17 protein-coding genes are annotated in these 20555 nt (G+C 72.8%); 6 read left to right on the forward strand and 11 right to left on the reverse strand.

All coding sequences use genetic code 11. The features are described 5' to 3' along the window. Positions 1–40: 40 nt before the first annotated feature. From RMN57_RS01200 to RMN57_RS01245, 10 genes are all read right to left on the reverse strand, one after another. A complete protein-coding gene (locus RMN57_RS01200) occupies positions 41–733 on the reverse strand; it encodes an urease accessory UreF family protein (protein WP_313761449.1) in 693 nt (230 codons plus the stop codon). Further along, positions 730–2454 carry an urease subunit alpha gene (ureC, locus tag RMN57_RS01205; RefSeq protein ID WP_313761450.1) on the reverse strand — a complete coding sequence of 575 codons (1725 nt, stop codon included), beginning with the start codon at positions 2452–2454 and terminating at the stop codon, positions 730–732. Before ureC ends, RMN57_RS01200 begins: the two co-directional genes overlap by 4 nt. Beyond that, a complete protein-coding gene (locus RMN57_RS01210) occupies positions 2454–2888 on the reverse strand; it encodes an urease subunit beta (RefSeq protein WP_313761451.1) in 435 nt (144 codons plus the stop codon). Before RMN57_RS01210 ends, ureC begins: the two co-directional genes overlap by 1 nt. A gap of 46 nt (positions 2889–2934) precedes the next feature. Further along, positions 2935–3648 carry a cobalamin biosynthesis protein CbiX gene (locus tag RMN57_RS01215; RefSeq protein ID WP_313761452.1) on the reverse strand — a complete coding sequence of 238 codons (714 nt, stop codon included), beginning with the start codon at positions 3646–3648 and terminating at the stop codon, positions 2935–2937. Between the two features lie 3 nt (positions 3649–3651). Next, positions 3652–3957, reverse strand: a complete 306-nt coding sequence (locus RMN57_RS01220; RefSeq protein ID WP_313761453.1) for an urease subunit gamma — start codon at positions 3955–3957, stop codon at positions 3652–3654. Positions 3958–4495: 538 nt separating this feature from the next. Next, complete coding sequence (locus tag RMN57_RS01225) at positions 4496–5875, reverse strand: nickel-dependent hydrogenase large subunit (protein ID WP_313761454.1); 1380 nt, start codon at positions 5873–5875, stop codon at positions 4496–4498. Then, complete coding sequence (locus RMN57_RS01230) at positions 5872–6660, reverse strand: oxidoreductase (protein ID WP_313761455.1); 789 nt, start codon at positions 6658–6660, stop codon at positions 5872–5874. The genes RMN57_RS01225 and RMN57_RS01230 overlap by 4 nt, the downstream gene beginning before the upstream one ends. Positions 6661–6662: 2 nt before the next feature. Next, positions 6663–7466, reverse strand: a complete 804-nt coding sequence (locus RMN57_RS01235; protein ID WP_313761456.1) for an FAD/NAD(P)-binding protein — start codon at positions 7464–7466, stop codon at positions 6663–6665. Continuing rightward, positions 7463–7924 (reverse strand): cyclic nucleotide-binding domain-containing protein, encoded by a 462-nt coding sequence (locus tag RMN57_RS01240; protein ID WP_313761457.1) that lies wholly within the window; start codon positions 7922–7924, stop codon positions 7463–7465. Before RMN57_RS01240 ends, RMN57_RS01235 begins: the two co-directional genes overlap by 4 nt. After that, on the reverse strand, positions 7921–9072 hold the full coding sequence (locus tag RMN57_RS01245) for a 4Fe-4S dicluster domain-containing protein (protein WP_313761458.1): 1152 nt from the start codon (positions 9070–9072) through the stop codon (positions 7921–7923). Before RMN57_RS01245 ends, RMN57_RS01240 begins: the two co-directional genes overlap by 4 nt. Before the next feature lie 179 nt (positions 9073–9251). Here RMN57_RS01245 and RMN57_RS01250 point away from each other — a divergent pair, with 179 nt between their 5' ends. Together RMN57_RS01250 and RMN57_RS01255 are read left to right on the forward strand one after the other, a co-directional pair. Further along, entirely contained in the window at positions 9252–9746 is a 495-nt protein-coding gene (locus RMN57_RS01250; protein ID WP_313761459.1) for a hydrogenase maturation protease, read from the forward strand. Between the two features lie 511 nt (positions 9747–10257). Continuing rightward, positions 10258–10905 carry a hypothetical protein gene (locus RMN57_RS01255; RefSeq protein ID WP_313761460.1) on the forward strand — a complete coding sequence of 216 codons (648 nt, stop codon included), beginning with the start codon at positions 10258–10260 and terminating at the stop codon, positions 10903–10905. Positions 10906–11150: 245 nt separating this feature from the next. On the opposite strand, the gene RMN57_RS01260 is transcribed toward RMN57_RS01255, so the two are convergent. After that, entirely contained in the window at positions 11151–11864 is a 714-nt protein-coding gene (locus RMN57_RS01260; protein ID WP_313761461.1) for a pyridoxamine 5'-phosphate oxidase family protein, read from the reverse strand. 376 nt (positions 11865–12240) lie between these two features. Between RMN57_RS01260 and RMN57_RS01265 the strand changes: the two genes are divergently transcribed. From RMN57_RS01265 to RMN57_RS01280, 4 genes are all read left to right on the forward strand, one after another. After that, positions 12241–12858, forward strand: coding sequence for a hypothetical protein (locus RMN57_RS01265; RefSeq protein WP_313761462.1), 618 nt, complete (start codon positions 12241–12243; stop codon positions 12856–12858). 256 nt (positions 12859–13114) lie between these two features. Beyond that, the gene (locus tag RMN57_RS01270; RefSeq protein WP_313761463.1) at positions 13115–15838 is read left to right on the forward strand and encodes a GNAT family N-acetyltransferase; all 2724 of its coding nucleotides are present in this window, start codon (positions 13115–13117) and stop codon (positions 15836–15838) included. A 128-nt stretch (positions 15839–15966) separates the two neighbouring features. Further along, positions 15967–19527, forward strand: coding sequence for a DNA polymerase III subunit alpha (gene dnaE / locus RMN57_RS01275; RefSeq protein ID WP_313761464.1), 3561 nt, complete (start codon positions 15967–15969; stop codon positions 19525–19527). Positions 19528–19833: 306 nt separating this feature from the next. After that, positions 19834–20523, forward strand: coding sequence for a hypothetical protein (locus RMN57_RS01280; protein WP_313761465.1), 690 nt, complete (start codon positions 19834–19836; stop codon positions 20521–20523). Positions 20524–20555 lie beyond the last annotated feature (32 nt).

Genomic DNA, 20555 nt, shown 5'->3' on the forward strand with positions numbered 1-20555 from the left:
CCCTTGACGTGTCGTCCGATATGTTGTCGTGAAGCGAGCGTCAGCTCGCGAACAGCCGGGCGTTCGCCCGTTCGTGGTGGCCCGCCATCACGTCCGCCACCGGGACGCAGCCGCCCAGGTCCGTCAGTTCCCGCTCCAGCGCGGCAGCGGTGACCTCGGCGATCACCGGGGCGGTCTCCCGCAGGGTGCGCTGGGCCCTTCGGTGGTCGGTCAGCCGCAGCCGGAGGCCGGCACCGACGAAGCTGACGGCGAAGGCGAAGAGGTCGCTCGCGACGGCGTGTTCGGTGGGCACCCGGCCCGCGGCGTACGCCACGCCGGCCGCCACCGGGTGGCAGCCCGGGGCCCGCCGGTCGGCGATCAACTCCGCGTAGGCATCCAGCATCTCGCCGCCGAGCGTGAGCCGGGCGGTGTCCAGCAGCTGGCGGCCGGTGCGGGTGGCGGCCAGTCGCTGCTCGCGGTTGAGCTTGCTCGCGAACAGCCGCCGGTCCACCTCGGCCACGGTCGCCCAGTCCGCCTCCCCGGCCGCCCGGTGCGCCAGGGCGAGCGCGGTGGCGTCCGCCGGGCCGACCGAATGGCGTAGCAGGTCGGCGAGCAGGCCGGGCAGGCCGTCCTGGTCCACCGCCTTGGCCTGGGCAAAGCCCTCCAAGCCGTGCGAGAGCGTGTACAGGCCGCTGGGGAAGGCCGAGTCCGTGAGCTGCAGGCAGACCAGCAGCGTGTCGAGGTCCGCGCTCACGCGAGGTAGAACAGGTGGTTGAGCGGCAGTTCGCGGGCGGGCTCGATGGTGGCGGGCTCGCCGTCCAGGGTGACCCTGTAGGTCTCCGGGTCCACCTGGATGTCCGGCAGGGCGTCGTTGCGCACCATGTGCTGCTTGCCGACCGTGCGGCACCGCCGTACCGGCAACACCCGGCTCTCCAGGCCGAGTTCGGCCGGGACACCGCGATCCACGGCGGCCTGGGACATGAACGACACCCGGGTGGCCTGCCGGGCCCGGCCGAACGCGCCGAACATCGGCCGGTAGTACATCGGCTGGGTGGTGGGCAGCGAGGCGTTCGGGTCGCCCATCAGGGCCCAGACGAGCATGCCGCCCTTGACCACCGACTTCGGCTTGGCCCCGAAGGAGTTGATCGGCCAGAGCACGATGTCCGCGAGCTTGCCGGGCTCCAGCGAGCCGACGTGGTCGGCGATCCCCGCGGCGATCGCCGGGTTGACGGTGAGCTTGGCGAGGTAGCGCAGGACACGGGCGTTGTCGTTGCGCTCGGAGTCGCCGGCGAGCTTGCCGCGTCGGTCCTTGCAGTGGTGGGCGGTCTGGAAGGCACGGGTGAAGGACTCGCCGATCCGGCCCATGGCCTGGGAGTCCGAGGAGAAGATCGAGATGACACCCTCGTCGTGCAGGACGGTCTCGGCGGCCACGGTCTCCGCGCGCACCCGCGACTCGGCGAACGCCACGTCCTCGGGGACGTGGTGGCTGAGGTGGTGGCAGACCATCACCATGTCGAGCAGCTCGTCGACCGAGTTCACCGTGTACGGGAGCGTCGGGTTGGTCGAGGACGGGAGGACGTTGGGCTCCGCGGCGATCCGGATGATGTCCGGGGCGTGGCCGCCGCCCGCACCCTCGGTGTGGAAGGTGTGGATGGTCCGGCCGTCGATCGCCGAGAGGGTGTCCTCGAAGAAGCCGGACTCGTTGAGGGTGTCGGTGTGGATGGCCACCTGCACGTCGTACTCGTCGGCGACGCGCAGCGCGGTGTCGATCGCGGCCGGGGTGGTGCCCCAGTCCTCGTGCACCTTCAGCCCGCAGACCCCGGCCTCGACCTGCTCGCGCAGCGCCTGCGGCAGCGAGGCGTTGCCCTTGCCCAACAGGCCGACGTTGACCGGGAGGTCGTCCACCGCCTGGTACATCCGGTGGATGTTCCAGGGGCCGGGGGTACAGGTGGTGCCGTTGGTGCCGTCGGAGGGGCCGGTGCCTCCGCCGATGAGGGTGGTGATGCCGTTGCTCAGGGCCTCCTGGACCTGCTGCGGGGCGATGAAGTGGATGTGGGTGTCGATGCCGCCGGCGGTGGCGATCAGGTGCTCGCCGGCGATCACGTCGGTGCCGGGGCCGATCACCAGCTTCGGGTGCACGCCGTTCTGCAGCCGGGGGTTGCCGGCCTTGCCGATGGCGGTGATGAAGCCGTCCTTGACGCCGATGTCGCCCTTGACGACGCCGAGCACCGGGTCGAGCACGATGACGTTGGTGATGACCAGGTCGAGCGCGCCCTGCACGGAGGTCGCCGCCGGATCCTGCGCCATGCCGTCCCGGATGACCTTGCCGCCGCCGTAGACCGCCTCGTCCCCGTAGTGGCCCTCGTTGAAGTCCTTCTCGATCTCGACGACCAGGTTGGTGTCGGCCAGGTGGAAGCGGTCGCCCACGGTGGGCCCGAACAGGTCCGCGTACTGCCTGCGGGAGATGATCGCCATCAGACCCCGCCCTCCTCGCCCTGGTGCCGGGCCGGTACCGCCGTCGCCGTCCCGTCCTCGCGCCGGACACCGAGGAAGCCGCGCGCCTCGGCGCGGCGCAGCGCCGAGGCCCGGGTGTCCGCCGAGCCGAGCCCGCCGTCGACCAGCGCGCTGAAGCCGACCAGCCGCCGCTGGCCGCCGTACGCCACCAGCTCGACCTCGCGGGTGTCGCCCGGTTCGAACCGGAGGCCGGTCCCGGCCGGCAGGTCCAGGTGCATGCCGTAGGCCTGGGAGCGGTCGAACGACAGCGCCCGGTTGACCTCGAAGAAGTGGTAGTGCGAGCCGACCTGGACGGCGCGGTCGCCCGTGTTGCTCACGGTGAGCACGACTCTCGCCCGGCCGGCGTTGATCTCGATCGGATCGTCCCCGCAGAGGTATGCGGCTCTTCCTGCCATGGTGTCTCTCCTCCGGTCGCGCATCGGCGACGTGCTCGGGGTGGGGTCAGTGCGGATGGGGGTGGGAGTGGCCGTGATCGCCGGCGAGCGCGGAGGCGATGCCGTTGTCGCCGTGTCCGAGCAGGTGCAGGGCTCGGGCGGTCCGGGCGTGCAGCACCTCGGCCGCCGCCCGGATGCTCAGCAGCGGTCCGTCGAACCCGGCGGGAACCCGGGCCACGCGGCGGGCGCCGAGCCGACGGCAACGGTCGATGCCCTCGGGGACGTCCGGATCACCGTCGTCGAAGGCCACCTCGACCATGCGGTGGGTGCCGAACTGGCGCACCAGCCGACCAGTCCGGTACAGCTCCGCGTCCTCGTCGGGTCCGGCGGAGGGGGCGGTGACCAGCAGGGCGTCCGCGTCGCGGCGGGCGCCGGCGGCGACACGGAGCCAGCCGACGAGGTGTGTGATCGTGCCGAACGGCTGGGCGAGGGCGACCCGTTCGGCACCGGCCGACCGGGTCAGCCACTGCATCGCGCGGGCCGTGTCCGTCACGAGCGCGCGGTCGCGGCCCAGGGTCATCGGGACCACGCACACCGGCTCCGTGCCGGACGCGAGGGCGTCCGCGACGACCCGGGTGAGCTCGCGCCCGACCGGGACGGCGCGGAGCGCGCCGGCCCGTTCGGCGAGGTCGGTCAGGTCGCGGGCGCCACGGCTCTCGTGGCCGCCGACCAGGACGAGGGTGGCTGCGGGACGCCCGTACGGTCGGGGCGTGGGCCGCACGGTTCAGGCACCGATCGGGTCGTGGCAGGAGACGAGCTTGGTGCCGTCCGCGAACGCCGCCTCGACCTGCAGCAGCGGGAGCATCTCGCGCACCCCGGGCAGGACCTGGTCGGCGCTGACGACCGTCCTGCCGAGTTCCATGCATTCGGCCAGCGAGAGGCCGTCCCGAGCCCCCTCCAGGAGCGCCTCGCTGATCAGGGCGACGGCCTCGCTGTAGTTGAGCTTCACGCCTCGCGCGCGCCGGCGGCGGGCGAGGTCGGCCACCACGTAGACGTACAGCTTGTCGATCTCTCGTGGGGCGAGGTTCATCGGACGCTCCTGGGTGGTTCGCGAGGTGCGGGCACGCGCCGTCATGGCGGGCAGGGGGCGGCGGGCCGGCCCAGCGGCGTCGTCGCCACTGTCCCGGGGGGGTCCGACCGTACCCGCTCCGGGAGCACGGTCGGGCCCTCTGCCCGTCGAGTCCTGCACATCGGAGCACCACTGTGTTTCGCAGAGATTTTCGGGTTGTCACGACCGACGGACCGGCCGTCGGTTCTGGTGGACCCCACAGTCGAACGCAGCCGAGGCGCCTGATTCCCTGGCGGATCGCACAGTTGTGACGAGCTCCCTCCGGCGTCTTGGACTCCCGGCGTCCGGATACCTGCGCCGGGCCGGGACGGAGTCACCCGGACGGGCGACGTCTCGGTGCCTGCCACGGCCGTCACCTCCGGAGCGGCACACCTGACGGCGGCGGGCCTTGCCCGGCCCGGTCGCAGACCAGGCGGATCCGGCGCGGTGCGTTCTCTGACACCCGCACGGTCTCTCCGGACGCACGGGGGCGGCATCCGAACGCAGCATCGCTGCCGGTTCAGTCGCGGGCCGCGGTGCGCTCGACGGTGAGGTCGAGGAAGTGGGCCGAGCACGAGATGCACGGGTCGTGGTTGCGGATCGCCCGTTCGCACAGGGCGGTCAGTTCGGCGTCGGTGACCTCGCCCCGTCCGAGACGCTCCTGCACGACGCGGCGCAGGTCCGCCTCGATCGCGCCCTGGTTCTGCGCGGTCGGAGGGACCAGGACGGCGTCGGTGACGGTCCCCTCACCGTCGACGGCGTAGCGGTGGTAGAGGAGGCCTCGCGGTGCCTCGGTCGCGCCGTGCCCCGTGGCCGCCCGTGGTGACACGTCGACGTGGGGACGCGGTGGGCGTTCGTACGCGTCGATGATGCGCAACGCCTCGTCGACCGCGTAGAGCACCTCGACCGCCCGGACGACGATGCTCCGGAAGGGGTTGCGACAGACGATGCCCCGGCGTGGGTCACCGAGTCCGGCGTCCTGGGCCGCCTGGACGGCGGTCGGGGAGAGCCAGCGCCCGCTGATCGCGTAGCGGGCGAGCGAGCCGGTGAGATGACGGCGGCCGTCCAGCAGTGATTGGAGCGCGGTGGAGTGGGGCACCTGGTTCTCGACGACGTGATCGCCGAAGTCACAGACCGTGAAGGTGCGCGTGGGAAGTGCGCGGTCGGACCCGGCCGGCAGCCCGGCGGCCTGCGGCGCCGGCATGACCGTCGGGGTGCCCGACTCGATGGCGTAGCTCCCCGGGACGGCCAGCGCGAGAAGGTCGTGGTCACACCCGGCGTCGGGGAAGTCGAAACCCGCCACCCAGCGCACCGTCTGGTGTGCGTCGTCCCGGGCGCGGCGCAGCCGCTCGGCCAGTGGCCGCAGTTCGGCCGCGGTCGGGGTCCGGTGGAAGCCGCCGAGGCGGACGTTGACCGGGTGGATCGCCCGGCCGCCGAGCAGCTCCATGATCGTATTGCCGGCCTGCTTGAGCCGGAGGCCGCGTTCGACGTCGGCGCGGTGGGTGCGGGCCAGGTCGATGGCGCTGTCGCAGCCGAGGAAGTCGGGTGCGTGGAGGAGGTGGATGTGCAGCGTCTGGCTCTCGATCCACTCACCGCAGTAGAGCAGCCGGCGCAGCGCGGCCAACTGCCCGTCGACGGTGACACCGCAGGCGTCCTCCACGGCGCGGCAGGCACTCATCTGGTAGGCGACCGGGCAGATCCCGCAGATCCGGGAGGTGATGTCGGGCGGTTCGGTGTACGAGCGTCCGCGGAGGAACGCCTCGAAGAACCGCGGGGGTTCGTAGATCGCCAGCCGGGCCTCGGTGACCTCGCCGCCGTCCGTGCGCAGGTGCAGCGCGGTCTCGCCCTCGACGCGGGCGAGCGACCCGACGTGGAGCGTCCTGGAGCCGCGGTGGGTCACCGTTCCAGTTCCTTCCTGGCGGCCGCGTCGAACTCGGGGGCGGCGGTGTTGAACGTGCGCAGTACCCGCACCACGTCGAGGGTGTCCATGCCGTCGCGGCGCAGCAGCGGGATGAAGGAGGGGAGGTTCGTGGAGTTCGAGGGTCCGAAGCAGCCGTAGCAGCCGCGGTCGTACGCGGGGCAGAGCGCGCCGCAGCCGGCGTGGGTGACCGGGCCGAGGCAGGGGGTGCCGTGGGCCACGGTCACGCAGACCGTGCCGCGTTGCTTGCACTCGAAGCAGACGCTGTGCGCGGGGACGTCCGGCGTGCGGCCGGCCAGGTAGGCGGTGATCACCTCGACGAGCTGGCGCCGGTCGATGGGGCAGCCGCGCAGTTCGAAGTCGACGGGGACGTGGGCGCTGATCGGCGTGGAGGTGGCGAGCGTGTCGATGTAGTCCGGGCGCGCGTAGACGACGGCCCGGAACTCGGCCACGTCCGCGTAATTGCGCAGCGCCTGGACGCCGCCGGCGGTGGCGCAGGCGCCGATGGTGACCAGGCGCCGCGAGACCGCGCGGACGTGCTGGATCCGCTCGGCGTCCTGCGGGGTGGTGACCGAGCCCTCGACGAGCGAGAGGTCGTACGGGCCCGGGCCGCTCACACTGGAGGCCTCCAGGAAGTGCGAGACCTCCACCTGCTCGGCGATCGCAAGGAGCTCGTCCTCGCAGTCCAGCAGGGTGAGCTGGCAGCCGTCGCAGGAGGCGAACTTCCACACGGCCAAGGTCGGTCGCCGGTCGGCGCTGCTCGGCATGGTCACAACTCCCTGACTGCCAGCAGAGGTCGGGCTCGCGTCCAGCTGACGACCGGACCGTCGCGGCAGAGCAGGAGGGGGCCGAGCTGGCAGTGCCCGCAGTGGCCCGTCCCGCAGTGCATGGTGCGCTCCAGCGAGACCCTGATCCGGTCCGGGTCGACGCCGCGCTGCACCAGGTCACGGGCGGTGGCCCGGATCATCGGCTCCGGGCCGCAGACGAAGGCCGCCGCCTCCTGCGGGTCGAACTCGGCCCGGTCGAGCAGGCTCGTGACGACGCCGACCTCGCCCTGCCACCGCGCGTCGGGTCGGTCGACGGTGACCGCGGCCTTCCCCGCCGCCTGCCAACCGTGAACCTCCTCGGCGAAGAGCAGATCAGCGGGTGTACGAGCCCCGATCAGGACGTTCAGCCGCCCGTTCCGCCCGGACCCGGTGAGCGCGGCGCGGACCACCGGGCGCAGCGGCGCCAGGCCGATGCCGCCGGCGACCACCAGCAGGTCGAGCCCCGCCGCGGCGGGCAGCTCCCATCCGGTGCCGAAGGGGCCGCGTACGCCGACCGTCGCGCCGGGCCGCAGGCCGTGCAGCGCGCCCGAGACCGCGCCGACCGCACGGACGGTGTGGGTCAGCCGTTGTCCGTCGAGGCCGCTGACCGAGAGCGGGACGTCCCCGATGCCGAAGGCGTACACCATGGCGAACTGCCCCGGGGTGAACGGCTGGAGGGGTACGCCGGCGGGCTCCAGGACGACCGTGGCGGTGTCGGGTGTCTCGGCCCGGCGTTCGACCACCCGGTACGGGAGGGGAGTCGTCATGGCGCCCCGCCGTCTCCGGGGTGCCCGTACAGGTCGAGCAGGCGGGTGCGGGTGGCCTCCAGCCGCCGGGCGATGACCCGGGCGACACCGCTCGTCACCGCAAGGCCGAACGCGGGGTCCTCCTCGCACGCGGCGCGGATGCGCTCCGCGTCGAACTCGGACGCCAGGACGGTGCCACGGGTCTGCGCGCCGAGGTGCCAGCGGTACGGTTCGAACAGCCAGGACCAGCCGAGCAGATCGCCCTCGCCGAGCGTCTCCACCACGGTTTCGCGCCGGCTCGGAACGTGAACGTCGAGCGCGACGCTGCCGGAGCCGATGATCCAGAACCGGTCGGCGACGCCGTCCTCCTCGAAGACGCGGGTCCCGCCGGGGAAGGTCACCTCGTGGGAGAAGCCCAGCAGGCGGTCGCGGTGACCGGGCGGCAGGGCACCGAGGAATCCGTGGCGGGCGACGGTCACGACGGGCCCTCCTCCCCCGACGACCCGGCCGCCTCCCGCTCGCGGTGCAGCGCGTGGGCCTCCTCGGTGATGTCGATGCCGACCGGGCACCACACGATGCAGCGCCCGCAGCCGACGCAACCCGAGCTGCCGAACTGGTCGTACCAGGTGCCCAGTTTGTGGGTGGCCCACTGCCGGTACCGGCTGCGTGGGGTGGCGCGGACGGGGCCCGCCTGGAGGTGGGAGAAGTCCAGGTCGAAGCAGGACTCCCAGCGCCGCCACCGCTCGGCGTGGTCGCCCGTCAGGTCGGTGACGTCCTCGGCGGTGGTGCAGAAGCAGGTGGGGCAGACCATCGTGCAGTTGCCGCAGGTCAGGCAACGTGCCGCGACGTCGTTCCAGCGCTCGGCCGTGAGGGTCTCACGCATCAGCACCTGCAGGTCCACCGGCGGCATGGTGCGGCCCATCCGGTCGGCCGCACCGGCGACCCGCTCGGAGGCGGCCGTCCGGGTCGCGGCGTCGGCGGGGCGGCTCGGCAGCTCCGCGAGCACCGACTCCCCCTCCTCGCTGCCGGCGCGCAGCAGGAACCGGTGGCCGTCGGCGTCGAGCACCTCGGTGAGCGCCAGGTCATAACCGGGCCCGACGGCCGGTCCGGTACCCATGGACACGCAGAAACAGGTGGCCCCCGGCTCGGTGCACTCCACCGCCACCAGGAACGCCCGTTCGCGGCGCCCGCGGTAGGCCGGGTCGGTGTACATCCCGCCGGTCAGCACCCGGTCCTGGATCGCGATGGCCCGCAGGTCGCAGGGACGGACACCGAGGAAGGCGTACGAGGGCGGCGACGTCCGTTCCTCCGTCATCACCAGCCCACCGTCGGCGCACCGCTCGGCCGTCCACTGGCGCTCCCGCGGCGGGTGCAGGAACGTCTTCCAGGACTGCGGGCCGGCGCTGTGGGCGAACACGGCGCCGTCCTCGCGGGCGCGCAGCCGATACGTCCCGGCCTCCAGCTCGACGCCCCATCCGTACGGGAGCCCGTCACCATCCGAGAGCTCGGCCAGAACGATCGCACCGTCGCGGACCGTCGGCCCCACGACCGTGCGACCGCGCCCGGCGAGGACCGAGATCAGCGCGCCCAGTCCGTCCCGGTCGATCACCACCGCGCCGTCCGCCACGTCAACCTCCGCGCACCGGTCACACCGCCCCGGCCAGTCGTAGCCGTCCCGGCCAGTATGTGTGCGCGCCCCCGGCCGGGCGTCCCGGCGTGGTCCAGGTGGCGGGCTCCGCTCCCCGTACGGTCCGCAGCACCCCGCAGTGGGACTGACGGCCGCGGGGTACGGGAAGGGCGAGGTGCATGAACGTCGCCTCACGCATCACCGTCATCGGCGTCGGGAACGAGTACCGCCGCGATGACGGTGTGGGCTGGGCCGTCGTGGCGCGCCTGGCGGAACGGGCCGAGCAGGAACCCCTGCCGCACGGGACCGCCCTGCGGGTGTGCGACGGCGAGCCGGCCCGGCTGATCGGCCTGTGGGAGGGCGCGGAACTCGCCGTCGTGGTGGACGCCGCCCACGCCCACCCCGCATCCCCCGGCCGGGTCCACCGCCTGGAGCTGGCCGGTGACCGGCTGACACCGCCGGGCGGTACGACGAGTTCCCACGGACTCGGCCTGGGCGAGGCCGTCGGGCTCGCCCGGGCACTGGACCGCCTGCCGCGGCACCTGGTCGTCTACGCCGTGGAAGGGGCCGACGGCAGCCTGGGCACCGGTCTCTCGGCACCCGTCGCAGCCGTCGTGACACCGCTCGCCGAGCGGATCGCGGAGGACATCACGCTGCTCCGGCGTCCTCGCTGAGCGATCACGTCCGGGGCGCAGCGGTACGGCTCTGCGGCCGTCGGCCCGCGCCCGGCACCGACGTTCCGCTGTCCGGTGGCGTCACCGAGTCGGGAGAGCAACGCTCGACGTATGAGCGGACACCGGATCGCCCTGGGATCTACCGCCGTCACGTCCGCCGTGGTCGCCCTGGCCCTGCACGGCCTGATACTGCGGCCGAGGAGGCCGGCCTGGGGCGCGACCCCTGACGAGGCCGCCCGCGGCTGTCCCGGCGATGACCTCGTCCCCGAGCCCGACGGTTCCCCGACGATGGCCACGACCCTCCCGATGCCACCGAAGCAGGTCCGGCCCTGGTCGGTGCGGATGGGGGGGCGACCCCGCCGGCTGGTACACCCGGGACCGGTTGAACCACATGGGTGAACCGAGCGCCACCGTGATCGTGCCCGAGTGGCGGGTCCGCCGGTTGCACGACCTGCGCACGCGGCTCGGCCACGCTCTGTGACCGTACGACCGCACGACCTCGGAGGCTGCGATGCACCCCGACTTGACCGCCGATCCCGCTGGTGCTCCGCTACTCCTGGACGGAGTGCTGCCCGAGTTCGGGTACTCCCGCCTCGAGAGCGTGGCGATCGCCGCCGCACCGCCCGTCACCTACGACGCCGCGCGAAGACTGGACCTGCTCACCGTCCACTCCCCGCTCCTCAACGCGGCCATGTGGGCACGCGGACTGCCGGACCGGCTCCGTGGCCGAGCCGAACCGACCCCGCCGACTCTGCGGGTGGCCGACCTCTTCGACACCCCCGGAGAAGCCTGGGGCGATCAGCCCTGGGTGGCGCTCGGCGAGAATCCGGGGCGCGAGCTCGTCTTCGGGGCGGTCGGAAGACCGTGGCAGCCCTCGATCGAGTGGCGGCGGGTCGAATCGCGGGACTTCACACCGTTCGACGAGCCGGACTGGGCGAAGATGGCGGCCGCTCTCGTCGTCCACCCCTACGGCACCAGCCGCTCCCTGCTCACCTACGAGGCCCGAACCGCCTGCACCGACCCCGCGTCCGACGCCCGCTTCGGCCGCTACTGGGCGCTCGTCTCCCCCGGCGTCGGCGTCGTGCTGCGTGGCACGCTCCACGCCGTCAGGACCTCCGCAGAGCAACCTTCCCGGCCCGACCCCGAGACCCGGATCTAGGACGTTGGGCCGCGTGCCGCACGAGTACCACGCAAGGCCCCACCGAGGACGCCTCGATGCGGATCCGTGCGAGCCCGCCGGCATGCGGAGGTCGGCCGGGAAGCCCTCGGGGAGCTCCGGCAGGGACGACCACCGGTAGCCGAAGGGGAGTCCTCTGAGCGGGTCACTGGCAATGACGACGCCCCGTCGGAGGGGAGTTCGGTACGCTCACCGGCCAGGGGGTCATCGCGGGACTCGCGCCCGCCCTACTCCGACGCTCCGATGATCGGAGGTCCCCCGGGACGGATGATCCGGCCGGTGATCACGGCGGGCTTGATGCGCATCCAGACGTCCCGGGTGCCGCCCGCCCAGGGGCGGGGGTCTGCGTGCCGGCGGAACCGGCGCACGGCCTCCTCGGCGGGGACGACCGAGACGGTGCCGTTCAGCAGCACGCTCCAGCCGGTGGCGAACGTCTCGTCCAACTGGTCGACCTCGAACGCGACCTCGCTGTCCGCCGCCCCGGCGAGCGTGCCACCGGCGACGGTGCGGTAGAGGACGGTCGCGTCCAGCACACGGTAGTTGACGGGCAGCGCCGCCGGGCCGCGTGATGTCGTCAGCACCACCCGGCCGACGCCGCCGGGGCCGAGCTTCTCCCAGCAGGCGGCCCGGTCCAATTCCTCCGTCCGGACTCGGGCGTTGGCACGGGACCGGCCGACGGGAGCACTGTGGCCTCCGCCCAGAAGGTCGGTGACCGTGGTGTCGAGGGCGTCGGCGAGCCGGGTGAGGGTGTCGACGCCCACCGGGACGGATTGCGTCTCCAGGTACTCCAGGAAGCCCGGGTCCAGGCCGCTGCGCTCGGCCACCAGTCCACGGGCGAGCCCGAGCTCGGCGCGGCGATGGGCCACACGACGCCCGAGGTCGCCGGGGTCGGCGGAGTCGCCGGGCTGAGTGTGCGGCTGGCCTCCGTTTGTGGTCCTCATGACAACCTCCGTGTTCACATCCGGGCCCCGACGGGTTCCGTCACCGGCTCTGTCCGGAACCCGGCCACCTTCATGGTCGGTCGCCCCGGCGCGGGCGGAGGAGGGCCGGTCGGGTCCGGACAGCGGGCCGGTCGGGTCCGGACGGCGGGCCGGTGGGGCTATCGGCCGGCGCCCGAGCTCGTCCCGGGCCCGGCTCAGTGCCCGGCATTCCGTCGTCCCCGACGGCCGGGCGGACAGTCCCGTCCGGGACGTCCGGCTTGCCGACGAAGGCCCACGGGGCCCGGGGACCGGGGCCGTCAGGCCCTCGGGGAACCGCGGCCGACTCGGAAGACTGACCCGTGAGAGCAGAACCGTCCCGGCACCGAGGAGGCGCGTCATGTCCGCCGCAGCCACCACGCGCAGGCACCCTGCCTCCCACACGTCCCTGCGCGGGCACGTGCGCCGGGCCACCGGCCGGGATCACAATCCGCTCTGCCGCCCGCTCGACCGGGCGTACAGCCGCCTGGTGGCCGGGGCGGCACTGATGGTGCTCGTCGGCTTCGTCCTGGCGGTGGTCACGGCCTTGCTCGTGTACCGGGCGGAGACGCACGACGCGGCGCGGGTCGCCCGCCACCGGCACGTCGTCACCGCCGTCACCACGGGCCCGGCACAGTCGGACGACCTCCGGCCCGGCAGCGTGCGGCAACACGCCCCGGCCCGATGGACGTACCCGGTCGGGCCGGGGTCGGGCTACATCCCCGTACCGTCCGGCACGGTCACCGGCACTGGCGTCCCGATCGGGCTGAACGATGCCGGACAGCCGGCCGGCGCGCCGAGGCCGCACGAACTGATCGTCTCGGACACGGCTCTGGTGGGCCTCGGCACGGTCACCGCACTCGGGTGCGCCACAGCGGGCTGGTTCGCGGCGCGCCGCCACCGACTGGACCGGCGGGCCCGACAGAGCTGGGAGTCCGCCTGGGAGCGGATCGAACCGGGATGGTCCGGGCGACTATGAGCGACCACTCCGGGGCACGGTTCCGGGTCGCGCCGGGCCGGACCGTCCCCCGGTCCCGCGCGAACACGTGCGAACAGCGTGCGCGGGCGGGGCTACGGGCACCACGCGAGCTCCGTGCCGAGCCGCGGCCTGCCTCCGGTCCGCACAGTGCGGCGCCCGGCCGGCCCGCGCAGGTCGGCGGGGTGGGCGGGGCCGGTCGGCCCTTCCGAGGGTCGGGGCGGGCGCCGAGGCTGGGTACGGAGACAGGAGGTGCGCCATGTCCGCCGTCCGACCGACGCAGACCGACGCCGAGGCCCTGCTGGCCGACGGCACCACCGTCGGGATCCGCCCGCTCAGCCCGGACGATCACGGGGCGGTGCTCGAACTGCACGCCGAAGGGATGTCGCAGGACAGTCTCCGGATGCGGTTCTTCGGGGTCAGCCGCAACGCGCCGAAGCAGGCGGCCGACCGGCTGTGCGGGCCGCCGCGCACCGGCCTGCTGGCGCTCGGCGCCTGGGCGGGCGACGAACTGATCGGCGAGGCGGACTGCGAGCTGCTGGACGAGCCGGCGGAGACCGCGGAGCTGGCCCTCGCCGTGGCCGACCGCTGGCACCACCGCGGTGCGGCCACCCTGTTGCTCGAACACCTGGTGCACGCCGCCCGCGCCGCCGGCGTCCGCTTCTTCGAGGCCGACACGCTGTCCGGCAACCGGGCCGTCCACCGGGTCTTCGCCCACCTCGGGCTGCCCGTCGAGCGCCGGTACGAGCAGGGCGAGGTCCGGGTCCGGGTACCACTGGACGAGCGCGACGAGCGCTACCGCTCCGCCGTGGACGAGCGCGGCCGCCGAGCCGACGTCGCCAGCCTGACGACCCTGCTGCGCCCGGCCTCGGTCGCGGTCGTCGGGGCGTCCCGGCGGCCTGGTTCGGTCGGACGGACCGTCCTCGACAAGATCCGGCAGGGCGGCTTCGCGGGCCCGGTCCGGGCGGTCAACCCGCACGCCGGGGAGGTCGACGGCGAGCCCGCGTACCCGTCGGTCCGCGCGCTGCCCGAAGTACCGGACCTCGCCGTACTGGCCGTGCCCGCCGACGCCGTCCCCGGTGTCGCCGAGGAATGCGGCGCCGCCGGGGTCCGGGCGTTGGTGGTGCTCACCTCGGGCCTCGGCGCCCAGGAGGCCCGAGGGCTGGTACGGGCCTGCCGTCGCCACAGCATGCGCCTGGTCGGCCCGAACAGCCTGGGCATGGCCCAGACCGACCCCGCAGTCCGCCTGGACGCCGAGTTCGGCGGCGCCTTCCCCAGGCCCGGCACCGCCGGCGTGGCCGTGCAGAGCGGCGGCGTGGGGATCGCGCTGCTGCAGCGGCTGGCCTGGCTGGGCGTCGGGGTGTCCAGCTTCGTCTCGCTCGGCGACAAGTACGACGTGAGCGGCAACGACCTGCTCCAGTGGTGGGAGTCGGACGGCCGCACCGACCTCGCACTGCTGCACCTGGAATCCTTCGGCAGCCCGCGCGCCTTCGCCCGCACCGCCCGCCGCGTCACCCGCACCATCCCGGTGCTCACCGTCGACGCCGGCCGCTCCACGGCCGGTCGACGGGGTGCGGCCTCGCACACCGCGGCCGCCGCCACCCCCACCGTCACCCGGGAGGCACTGTTCCGGCAGGCCGGCATCACCGCGACCCGCAGCATCGACGAACTCGTGGCGGCCGCCGCCCTGCTGCACGCCCAGCCGCCGCCGGCGCCGCGCGGAGCGGTGGCCGTGGTGTCCAACGCGGGCGGCATCGGCATCCTGGCCGCCGACGCCTGCGCCGAGGCGGGACTGGAACTGCCCGAACTCCCGGCAGAACTCGGCGGGGTGCTGCCACCCGGCGCCTCGGTCCGGAACCCGGTGGACACCACCGCCGCGGTGAATCCGCTCGAACTCACCAACCTCCTCCGGGCGTTGGAGAACGAATTGGCCGTCGACGCCATCCTGGTCTGCCTGGTGCCGACCGCGCTGGGAGCCTCCACCGGCCAGGACCCGGTGTACGCCCTGCTGGAGGGCCCGGCCCGCCGCCGCGTCCCGATCGTCGCCGTGCTCCTCGACCAGCAGGTACCCGTCTGCTACCGCACCTGCGCCGACGGCGGCGCACTACCGGCCTACTCGGACCCCGTGGCCGCCGCCCGCGCCCTCGCACACGCCCGGGACCGCGCCCGATGGCTGGCCGAACCGCCCTCCCCACCCGTCGACGCCCCGGACTGCGACCGGCGCACCGCCCGCAGCCTGGTCGACGGCTACCTGACCGCCCACCCCGGTGGAGGCTGGCTGGACCCCCTGTCCACCGCCGACCTGCTGGAGTCCTACGGGCTCCCGCTGACCACCACGGTGTGGGCCCGCGACGAACCCACGGCCTCCGCCGCCGCCACCGCCCTGCGCAACCTCGGGCACGAGGGGAAGGTGGCCCTGAAGGCGTACTGGCCCGGGCTGGTCCACAAGAGCGCTGCCGGCGCCGTCCGCACCGGCCTGGCCGAGGATGCCGAAGTACGCTCCGCATACCGGGAGTTCATGCGCCGGTTCGGCGCCGAGCTGGCCGGAGCGGTGGTCCAGCCGATGGCCGCCCCGGGGGTGGAACTGCTCGCGGGCGTGGTCCAGGACCAGGTCTTCGGCCCGCTGATCGTCCTCGGCCTCGGCGGCACCGCCACCGACGTGCTGGACGATCGGGTGGCCCGGCTCGCCCCGCTCAGCGAACGTGACCTTACCACCATGGTCACCGAACTCCGAAGCGCCCCGCTGCTGTTGGGACAGCGCGGCGGAACGGCCGTCGACCTCGCCGCGCTGCGGTCCGTCCTCACCCGGCTGTCCCTGCTCGCCGAGGACTTCCCGGAGCTGGTCGAAGCCGACCTCAACCCCGTCATCGTCCGCCCGGACGGCGCCCTGTGCGTGGACGCACGGATCCGCCTCGAACGCCGCCCGTCCTTCGACCCCTACCTGCGGCGGCTCCGGCGCCCCGCGGCCGCCGAGGGGACGTGAACACCGTGCAGCACGGCATCCGGGCCGCGGCTCGGTGAGTCGCGCGCGCCGAGGCGCTAGCGTGGGCCACTTGCCCCGCCGCGGGCACTCCACACCGCCCACGTTTCACCCCCGAGGAGCACTGCGCCGTGTCCGACAGCTTCGCGCACCTGCACGTCCACACCGAGTACTCGATGCTGGACGGAGCGGCGAAGAACGGGAAGCTGTTCGCCGAGGCGGAGAGACAGGGCATGCCCGCCATCGCGATGAGCGACCACGGCAACATGTTCGGCGCCTACGAGTTCTTCCACGCCGCCGCCAGGACCGGGGTCAAGCCGATCATCGGCATCGAGGCGTACGTCGCCCCGGCCTCCCGCTTCGAGAAGAAGCAGGTGTTCTGGTCCCCGGGCGGCCAGCGTCCGACCGGGGCCGACGGCGAGGGCGGCAAGGACGTCTCCGGCGGCGGCCGCTACACCCACATGACGATGTGGGCGCAGAACCCGACCGGTCTGCGGAACCTCTTCCGGCTCTCCTCGCTCGCGTCCATGGAGGGCTACTACATGAAGCCGCGGATGGACCGCGAGCTGATCGCCGCCCACGCCGAGGGCATCATCGCCACCACCGGCTGCCCTTCCGGCGAGGTGCAGACCCGGCTGCGGCTCGGCCAGTACGACGAGGCGGTCAAGGCCGCCGGCGCCTACCAGGACATCTTCGGCAAGGAGAACTACTTCCTGGAGCTGATGGACCACGACCTGGACATCGAACGCACCGTCCGCGCCGACCTGCTCCGGCTGGCCAAGCAGTTGGACATCCCGCTGCTGGCCACCAACGACTCCCACTACGTGACCGCCGACCAGGCCGACGCCCACGACAGCCTGCTCTGCGTCGGCGTGGGCAAGAACAAGGACGACCCGAACCGGTTCAAGTTCCAGGGCACCGGCTACTACGTGAAGACCGCCGCCGAGATGCGCGAGCTGTTCCGCGAGCTGCCGCAGGCGTGCGACAACACGCTGGCGATCGCCGAGCGGGTCGAGTCGTACGAGGAGGTCTTCACCTACGTCGACCGGATGCCGCAGTTCGACGTGCCCGAGGGCGAGACCCAGGCCTCGTACCTGCGGAAGAAGATCGAGATCGGGCTCGAGCACCGCTACGGCGACAGCCCGAGCCAGGAGGTGCTGGACCGGATCGAGCTGGAGATGGGCGTGATCACCCCGATGGGGTTCGACGCCTACTTCCTCGTGGTCGCCGACATCTGCCAGTACGGCCGGGACAACGGCATCCCGGTCGGCCCGGGCCGCGGTTCGGCGGCCGGCTCGATGGTCGCCTACCTGACCGGCATCACCCAGCTCGACCCGCTGGAGCACGACCTGCTGTTCGAGCGCTTCCTCAACCCGGAGCGCATCAACCCCCCGGACGTCGACATCGACTTCGACGACCGCCAGCGCGACCAGATGGTGCGTTACGTCACCGAGAAGTACGGCGCCGCCTACACCGCCCAGGTGAACACCTTCGGCACGATCAAGGCCAAGGCCGCCGTCAAGGACGCCAACCGCATCCTCGGCTACCCGTTCTCGATGGGCGACCGGATCACCAAGGCGATGCCGCCGGACGTCATGGGCAAGGGCGTCCCGCTGGCCGACCTCTTCAACGAGGGCCACCCGCGCTACAACGAGGGCACCGAGATCCGCGGGCTCTACGAGAACGAGCCGGACGTCAAGAAGATCATCGACACCGGCCGGGGCATCGAGGGCCTGATCCGCGGCACCGGCGTGCACGCCGCCGCCGTCATCCTCTCCTCCACCCCGCTGCTCGACCTGATCCCGCTGCACATGCGGGACAAGGACGGCGTGATCATCACCGGCTTCGACTACCCGTCGTGCGAAGCCATGGGCCTGATCAAGATGGACTTCCTGGGCCTGCGGAACCTGGGCATCATCGACCACTGCATCAAGATCGTGAAGGCCAACCGGGGCGTCGACGTCGACATCGAGAAGATCCCGATCGACGACCCCACCACCTACCAGCTGCTCGCCCGCGGCGACACCCTCGGCGTCTTCCAGCTCGACGGCGGCCCCATGCGCGCGCTGCTCAAGCTGATGAAGCCCACCGAGTTCGCCGACATCTCCGCCGTCTCGGCGCTGTACCGGCCCGGCCCGATGGGCATGAACTCACACACCAACTACGCGCTGCGCAAGAACGGCCAGCAGGAGATCGTCCCGATCCACCCCGAGCTGGAGGCCCCGCTCAGCGAGGTCCTCGGCCCCACCTACGGCCTGATCGTCTACCAGGAGCAGGTCCAGCGGGCCGCCCAGGTGCTGGCCGGCTACTCGCTCGGCCAGGCCGACCTGCTGCGCCGGGCGATGGGCAAGAAGAAGAAGGAGGTGCTGGAGAAGGAGTTCGTCCCCTTCCACGCCGGCTGCAAGGAGCGCGGCTACTCCGACGAGGCCATCCAGGCGGTCTGGGACGTCCTGGTCCCGTTCGCCGGCTACGCCTTCAACAAGTCGCACTCCGCCGCGTACGGCCTGGTCTCCTACCAGACCGCCTACCTCAAGGCCAACTACCCCGCCGAGTACATGGCCGCACTGCTCACCTCGGTCGCCGACGACAAGGACAAGATGGCGGTCTACCTGGCCGAGTGCCGGCAGATGGGCATCCGGATCCTCTCCCCCGACGTCAACGAGTCGGTGGTCGACTTCACCGCCGTCGGCAGCGACGTCCGCTTCGGCCTCAAGGCCGTGCGCAACGTCGGCGTGCCGGTCATCGAATCGCTGGTGAAGACCCGGAAGGAGAACGGCAAGTACACCTCCTTCCCGGACTTCCTGGACAAGGTCGAGCTGGTGGTCTGCAACAAGCGCACCGTCGACTCCCTCGTCAAGGCCGGCGCCTTCGACTCGCTCGGGCACACCCGGCTCTCGCTCAGCACCGTCCACGAGAGCGCGATCGACGCCGTCACCGGGGTCAAGAAGCAGCAGGCGATCGGCCAGGACGACCTGTTCGGCTCCCTCGACCCCGCCGACGGCGGCGGCATCGGCCTCGACCTCCAGCTCACCGACCGCGAGTGGCCCCGCCGCCAACTCCTCGCACTGGAGCGGGAGATGCTCGGCCTCTACGTCTCCAGCCACCCGCTGGACGGCGCCGAGCACATCCTCTCCCAGAACCGCGACACCTCGATCGCCGAACTCCTCGGCTCCGGCCGCACCGAGGGCGAGGTCCGCCTCTCCGGCCTGATCACCGCCGTCGACCGCCGGATCAACAAGGCCGGCAACGCCTGGGCGATCATCACCCTCGCCGACCGGGACGGCTCGGTCGAGGTGCTGTTCTTCCCCGCGACCTACAACCTCATGGCCGAGCAGATGATCGAGGACAACGTCATCTCGGTCCGCGGCCGCCTCAACGAGCGCGACGGCTCGCTGAGCATCTTCGGCCAGGAGATCACCACCCTCGACGTCTCCTCCGCCGAGCTCGGCACCAAGCCGCCCGTCCAGATCACCGTGCCGCTCGGAAGGATCACCGCCAACACGGTCGCCGAGCTCAAACTCGCCCTCCAGGCCCACCCCGGCGACGTCCCGGTCCGGCTGCTCACCACCAACTGGGACAAGGACACCCTCTACGAGCTCGGGCTCCACGTGAACCCCGACAACGGGCTCGCCTCGGACATCAAGACGCTCTTCGGCAACCGCGCCTGGGCGGGCGTGGTCGTCCGGTCCTGAGCCGCACCGCGGCGCGCCCCGACCCGACCGAGGACCGGTTCCACGACCTCGTCGCCCAGGCCAGGGCCGGGCTGCTGGACCGCCTCGGCATCGCCTGAATTCGCCCCCGCAGTCCCCGACGAGGCATTCATCCCCATCGCGATCCCCGCCACACGGTGCGGCCGGGCCGGCCGCACCGTGCCGGCCCTGGTCGCGCAACCACTGCTCGGGCACCGCCCGCTGACGACCTACCAGGTGTCCGGACGGAGGTCAAGATGCATCGAACAATTGTACCGACCGGGCTCGTTGGCCGGTTAGGTTGTGCCGGTGCGCGGACCGGGTGGCTGGCTGAGGCGGACCCGATGGGGTCTGATCGGCGCCCTGGCATGCCTGCTGCCGGCCGCCGCGGGCCATGTCGCGGCCGGAGAGCACCTGCCCGGGACCGGCCTGCTCGCCGTCCTCCTGGCGGCACTCGCCGTACCGGGCGCGGCGCTCTCCGGCAGCCGTCACCGTTGGCGCTTCGAGGCCGTGGTCACGGTCCTCGGCCTTCTGCAGATCACCCTGCACCACTCCTTCCATCGGCTCGCCCCGCCCGCCCACGCCGAGGCCACCCTCTCGGGTTGGCTGTGCGGCCCGGCCCATGCCGGCACGGACACGGGCATGGCCATGGGCATGGGCATGGGCATGGGCATGGAGGACATGGCGGGGATGCCCTCCGACGCCCTGGGGCTGCCGGCCGCCGTGGGCGGACACGGCACGGGCGGCTCGATGGCGGCCTGGCACACGCTGGCCACGACCGCCAGCGCCCTGTGCCTCATCCACGGGGAGCGGGTGCTGCGCCGCCTCGCCCGTCCGACGGTGCCCCCGCGCTTCCCCCTCCTCGTGGGCCTGATCGGGGCCCCCTTCCTCGTCCCCGAACGCCCGCTCCCGCCCTCGCCGGCACCCGCCCGGTGCGCGATCGGCGTACTGCTCGCCCGCTCCTTGCCCCGACGAGGCCCGCCGGCCGCCCGGGCCTGACGCCGAAAGGCGTCACGGCCCCGCCGCACGAC

The organism is Kitasatospora sp. CM 4170 (genome assembly GCF_032110285.1).
GTDB classification, from domain to species: domain Bacteria; phylum Actinomycetota; class Actinomycetes; order Streptomycetales; family Streptomycetaceae; genus Kitasatospora; species Kitasatospora aburaviensis.

Coding starts and splice junctions, on each gene's coding strand:
- RMN57_RS01260 (WP_313761461.1), bottom strand. CDS start 11,864: ATGAGGACCACAAACGGAGGCCAGCCGCACACTCAGCCCGGCGACTCC.
- RMN57_RS01270 (WP_313761463.1), top strand. CDS start 13,115: ATGTCCGCCGTCCGACCGACGCAGACCGACGCCGAGGCCCTGCTGGCC.
- RMN57_RS01230 (WP_313761455.1), bottom strand. CDS start 6,660: ATGCCGAGCAGCGCCGACCGGCGACCGACCTTGGCCGTGTGGAAGTTC.
- RMN57_RS01235 (WP_313761456.1), bottom strand. CDS start 7,466: ATGACGACTCCCCTCCCGTACCGGGTGGTCGAACGCCGGGCCGAGACA.
- ureC (WP_313761450.1), bottom strand. CDS start 2,454: ATGGCGATCATCTCCCGCAGGCAGTACGCGGACCTGTTCGGGCCCACC.
- RMN57_RS01220 (WP_313761453.1), bottom strand. CDS start 3,957: ATGAACCTCGCCCCACGAGAGATCGACAAGCTGTACGTCTACGTGGTG.
- RMN57_RS01250 (WP_313761459.1), top strand. CDS start 9,252: ATGAACGTCGCCTCACGCATCACCGTCATCGGCGTCGGGAACGAGTAC.
- RMN57_RS01255 (WP_313761460.1), top strand. CDS start 10,258: ATGCACCCCGACTTGACCGCCGATCCCGCTGGTGCTCCGCTACTCCTG.
- RMN57_RS01210 (WP_313761451.1), bottom strand. CDS start 2,888: ATGGCAGGAAGAGCCGCATACCTCTGCGGGGACGATCCGATCGAGATC.
- RMN57_RS01265 (WP_313761462.1), top strand. CDS start 12,241: ATGTCCGCCGCAGCCACCACGCGCAGGCACCCTGCCTCCCACACGTCC.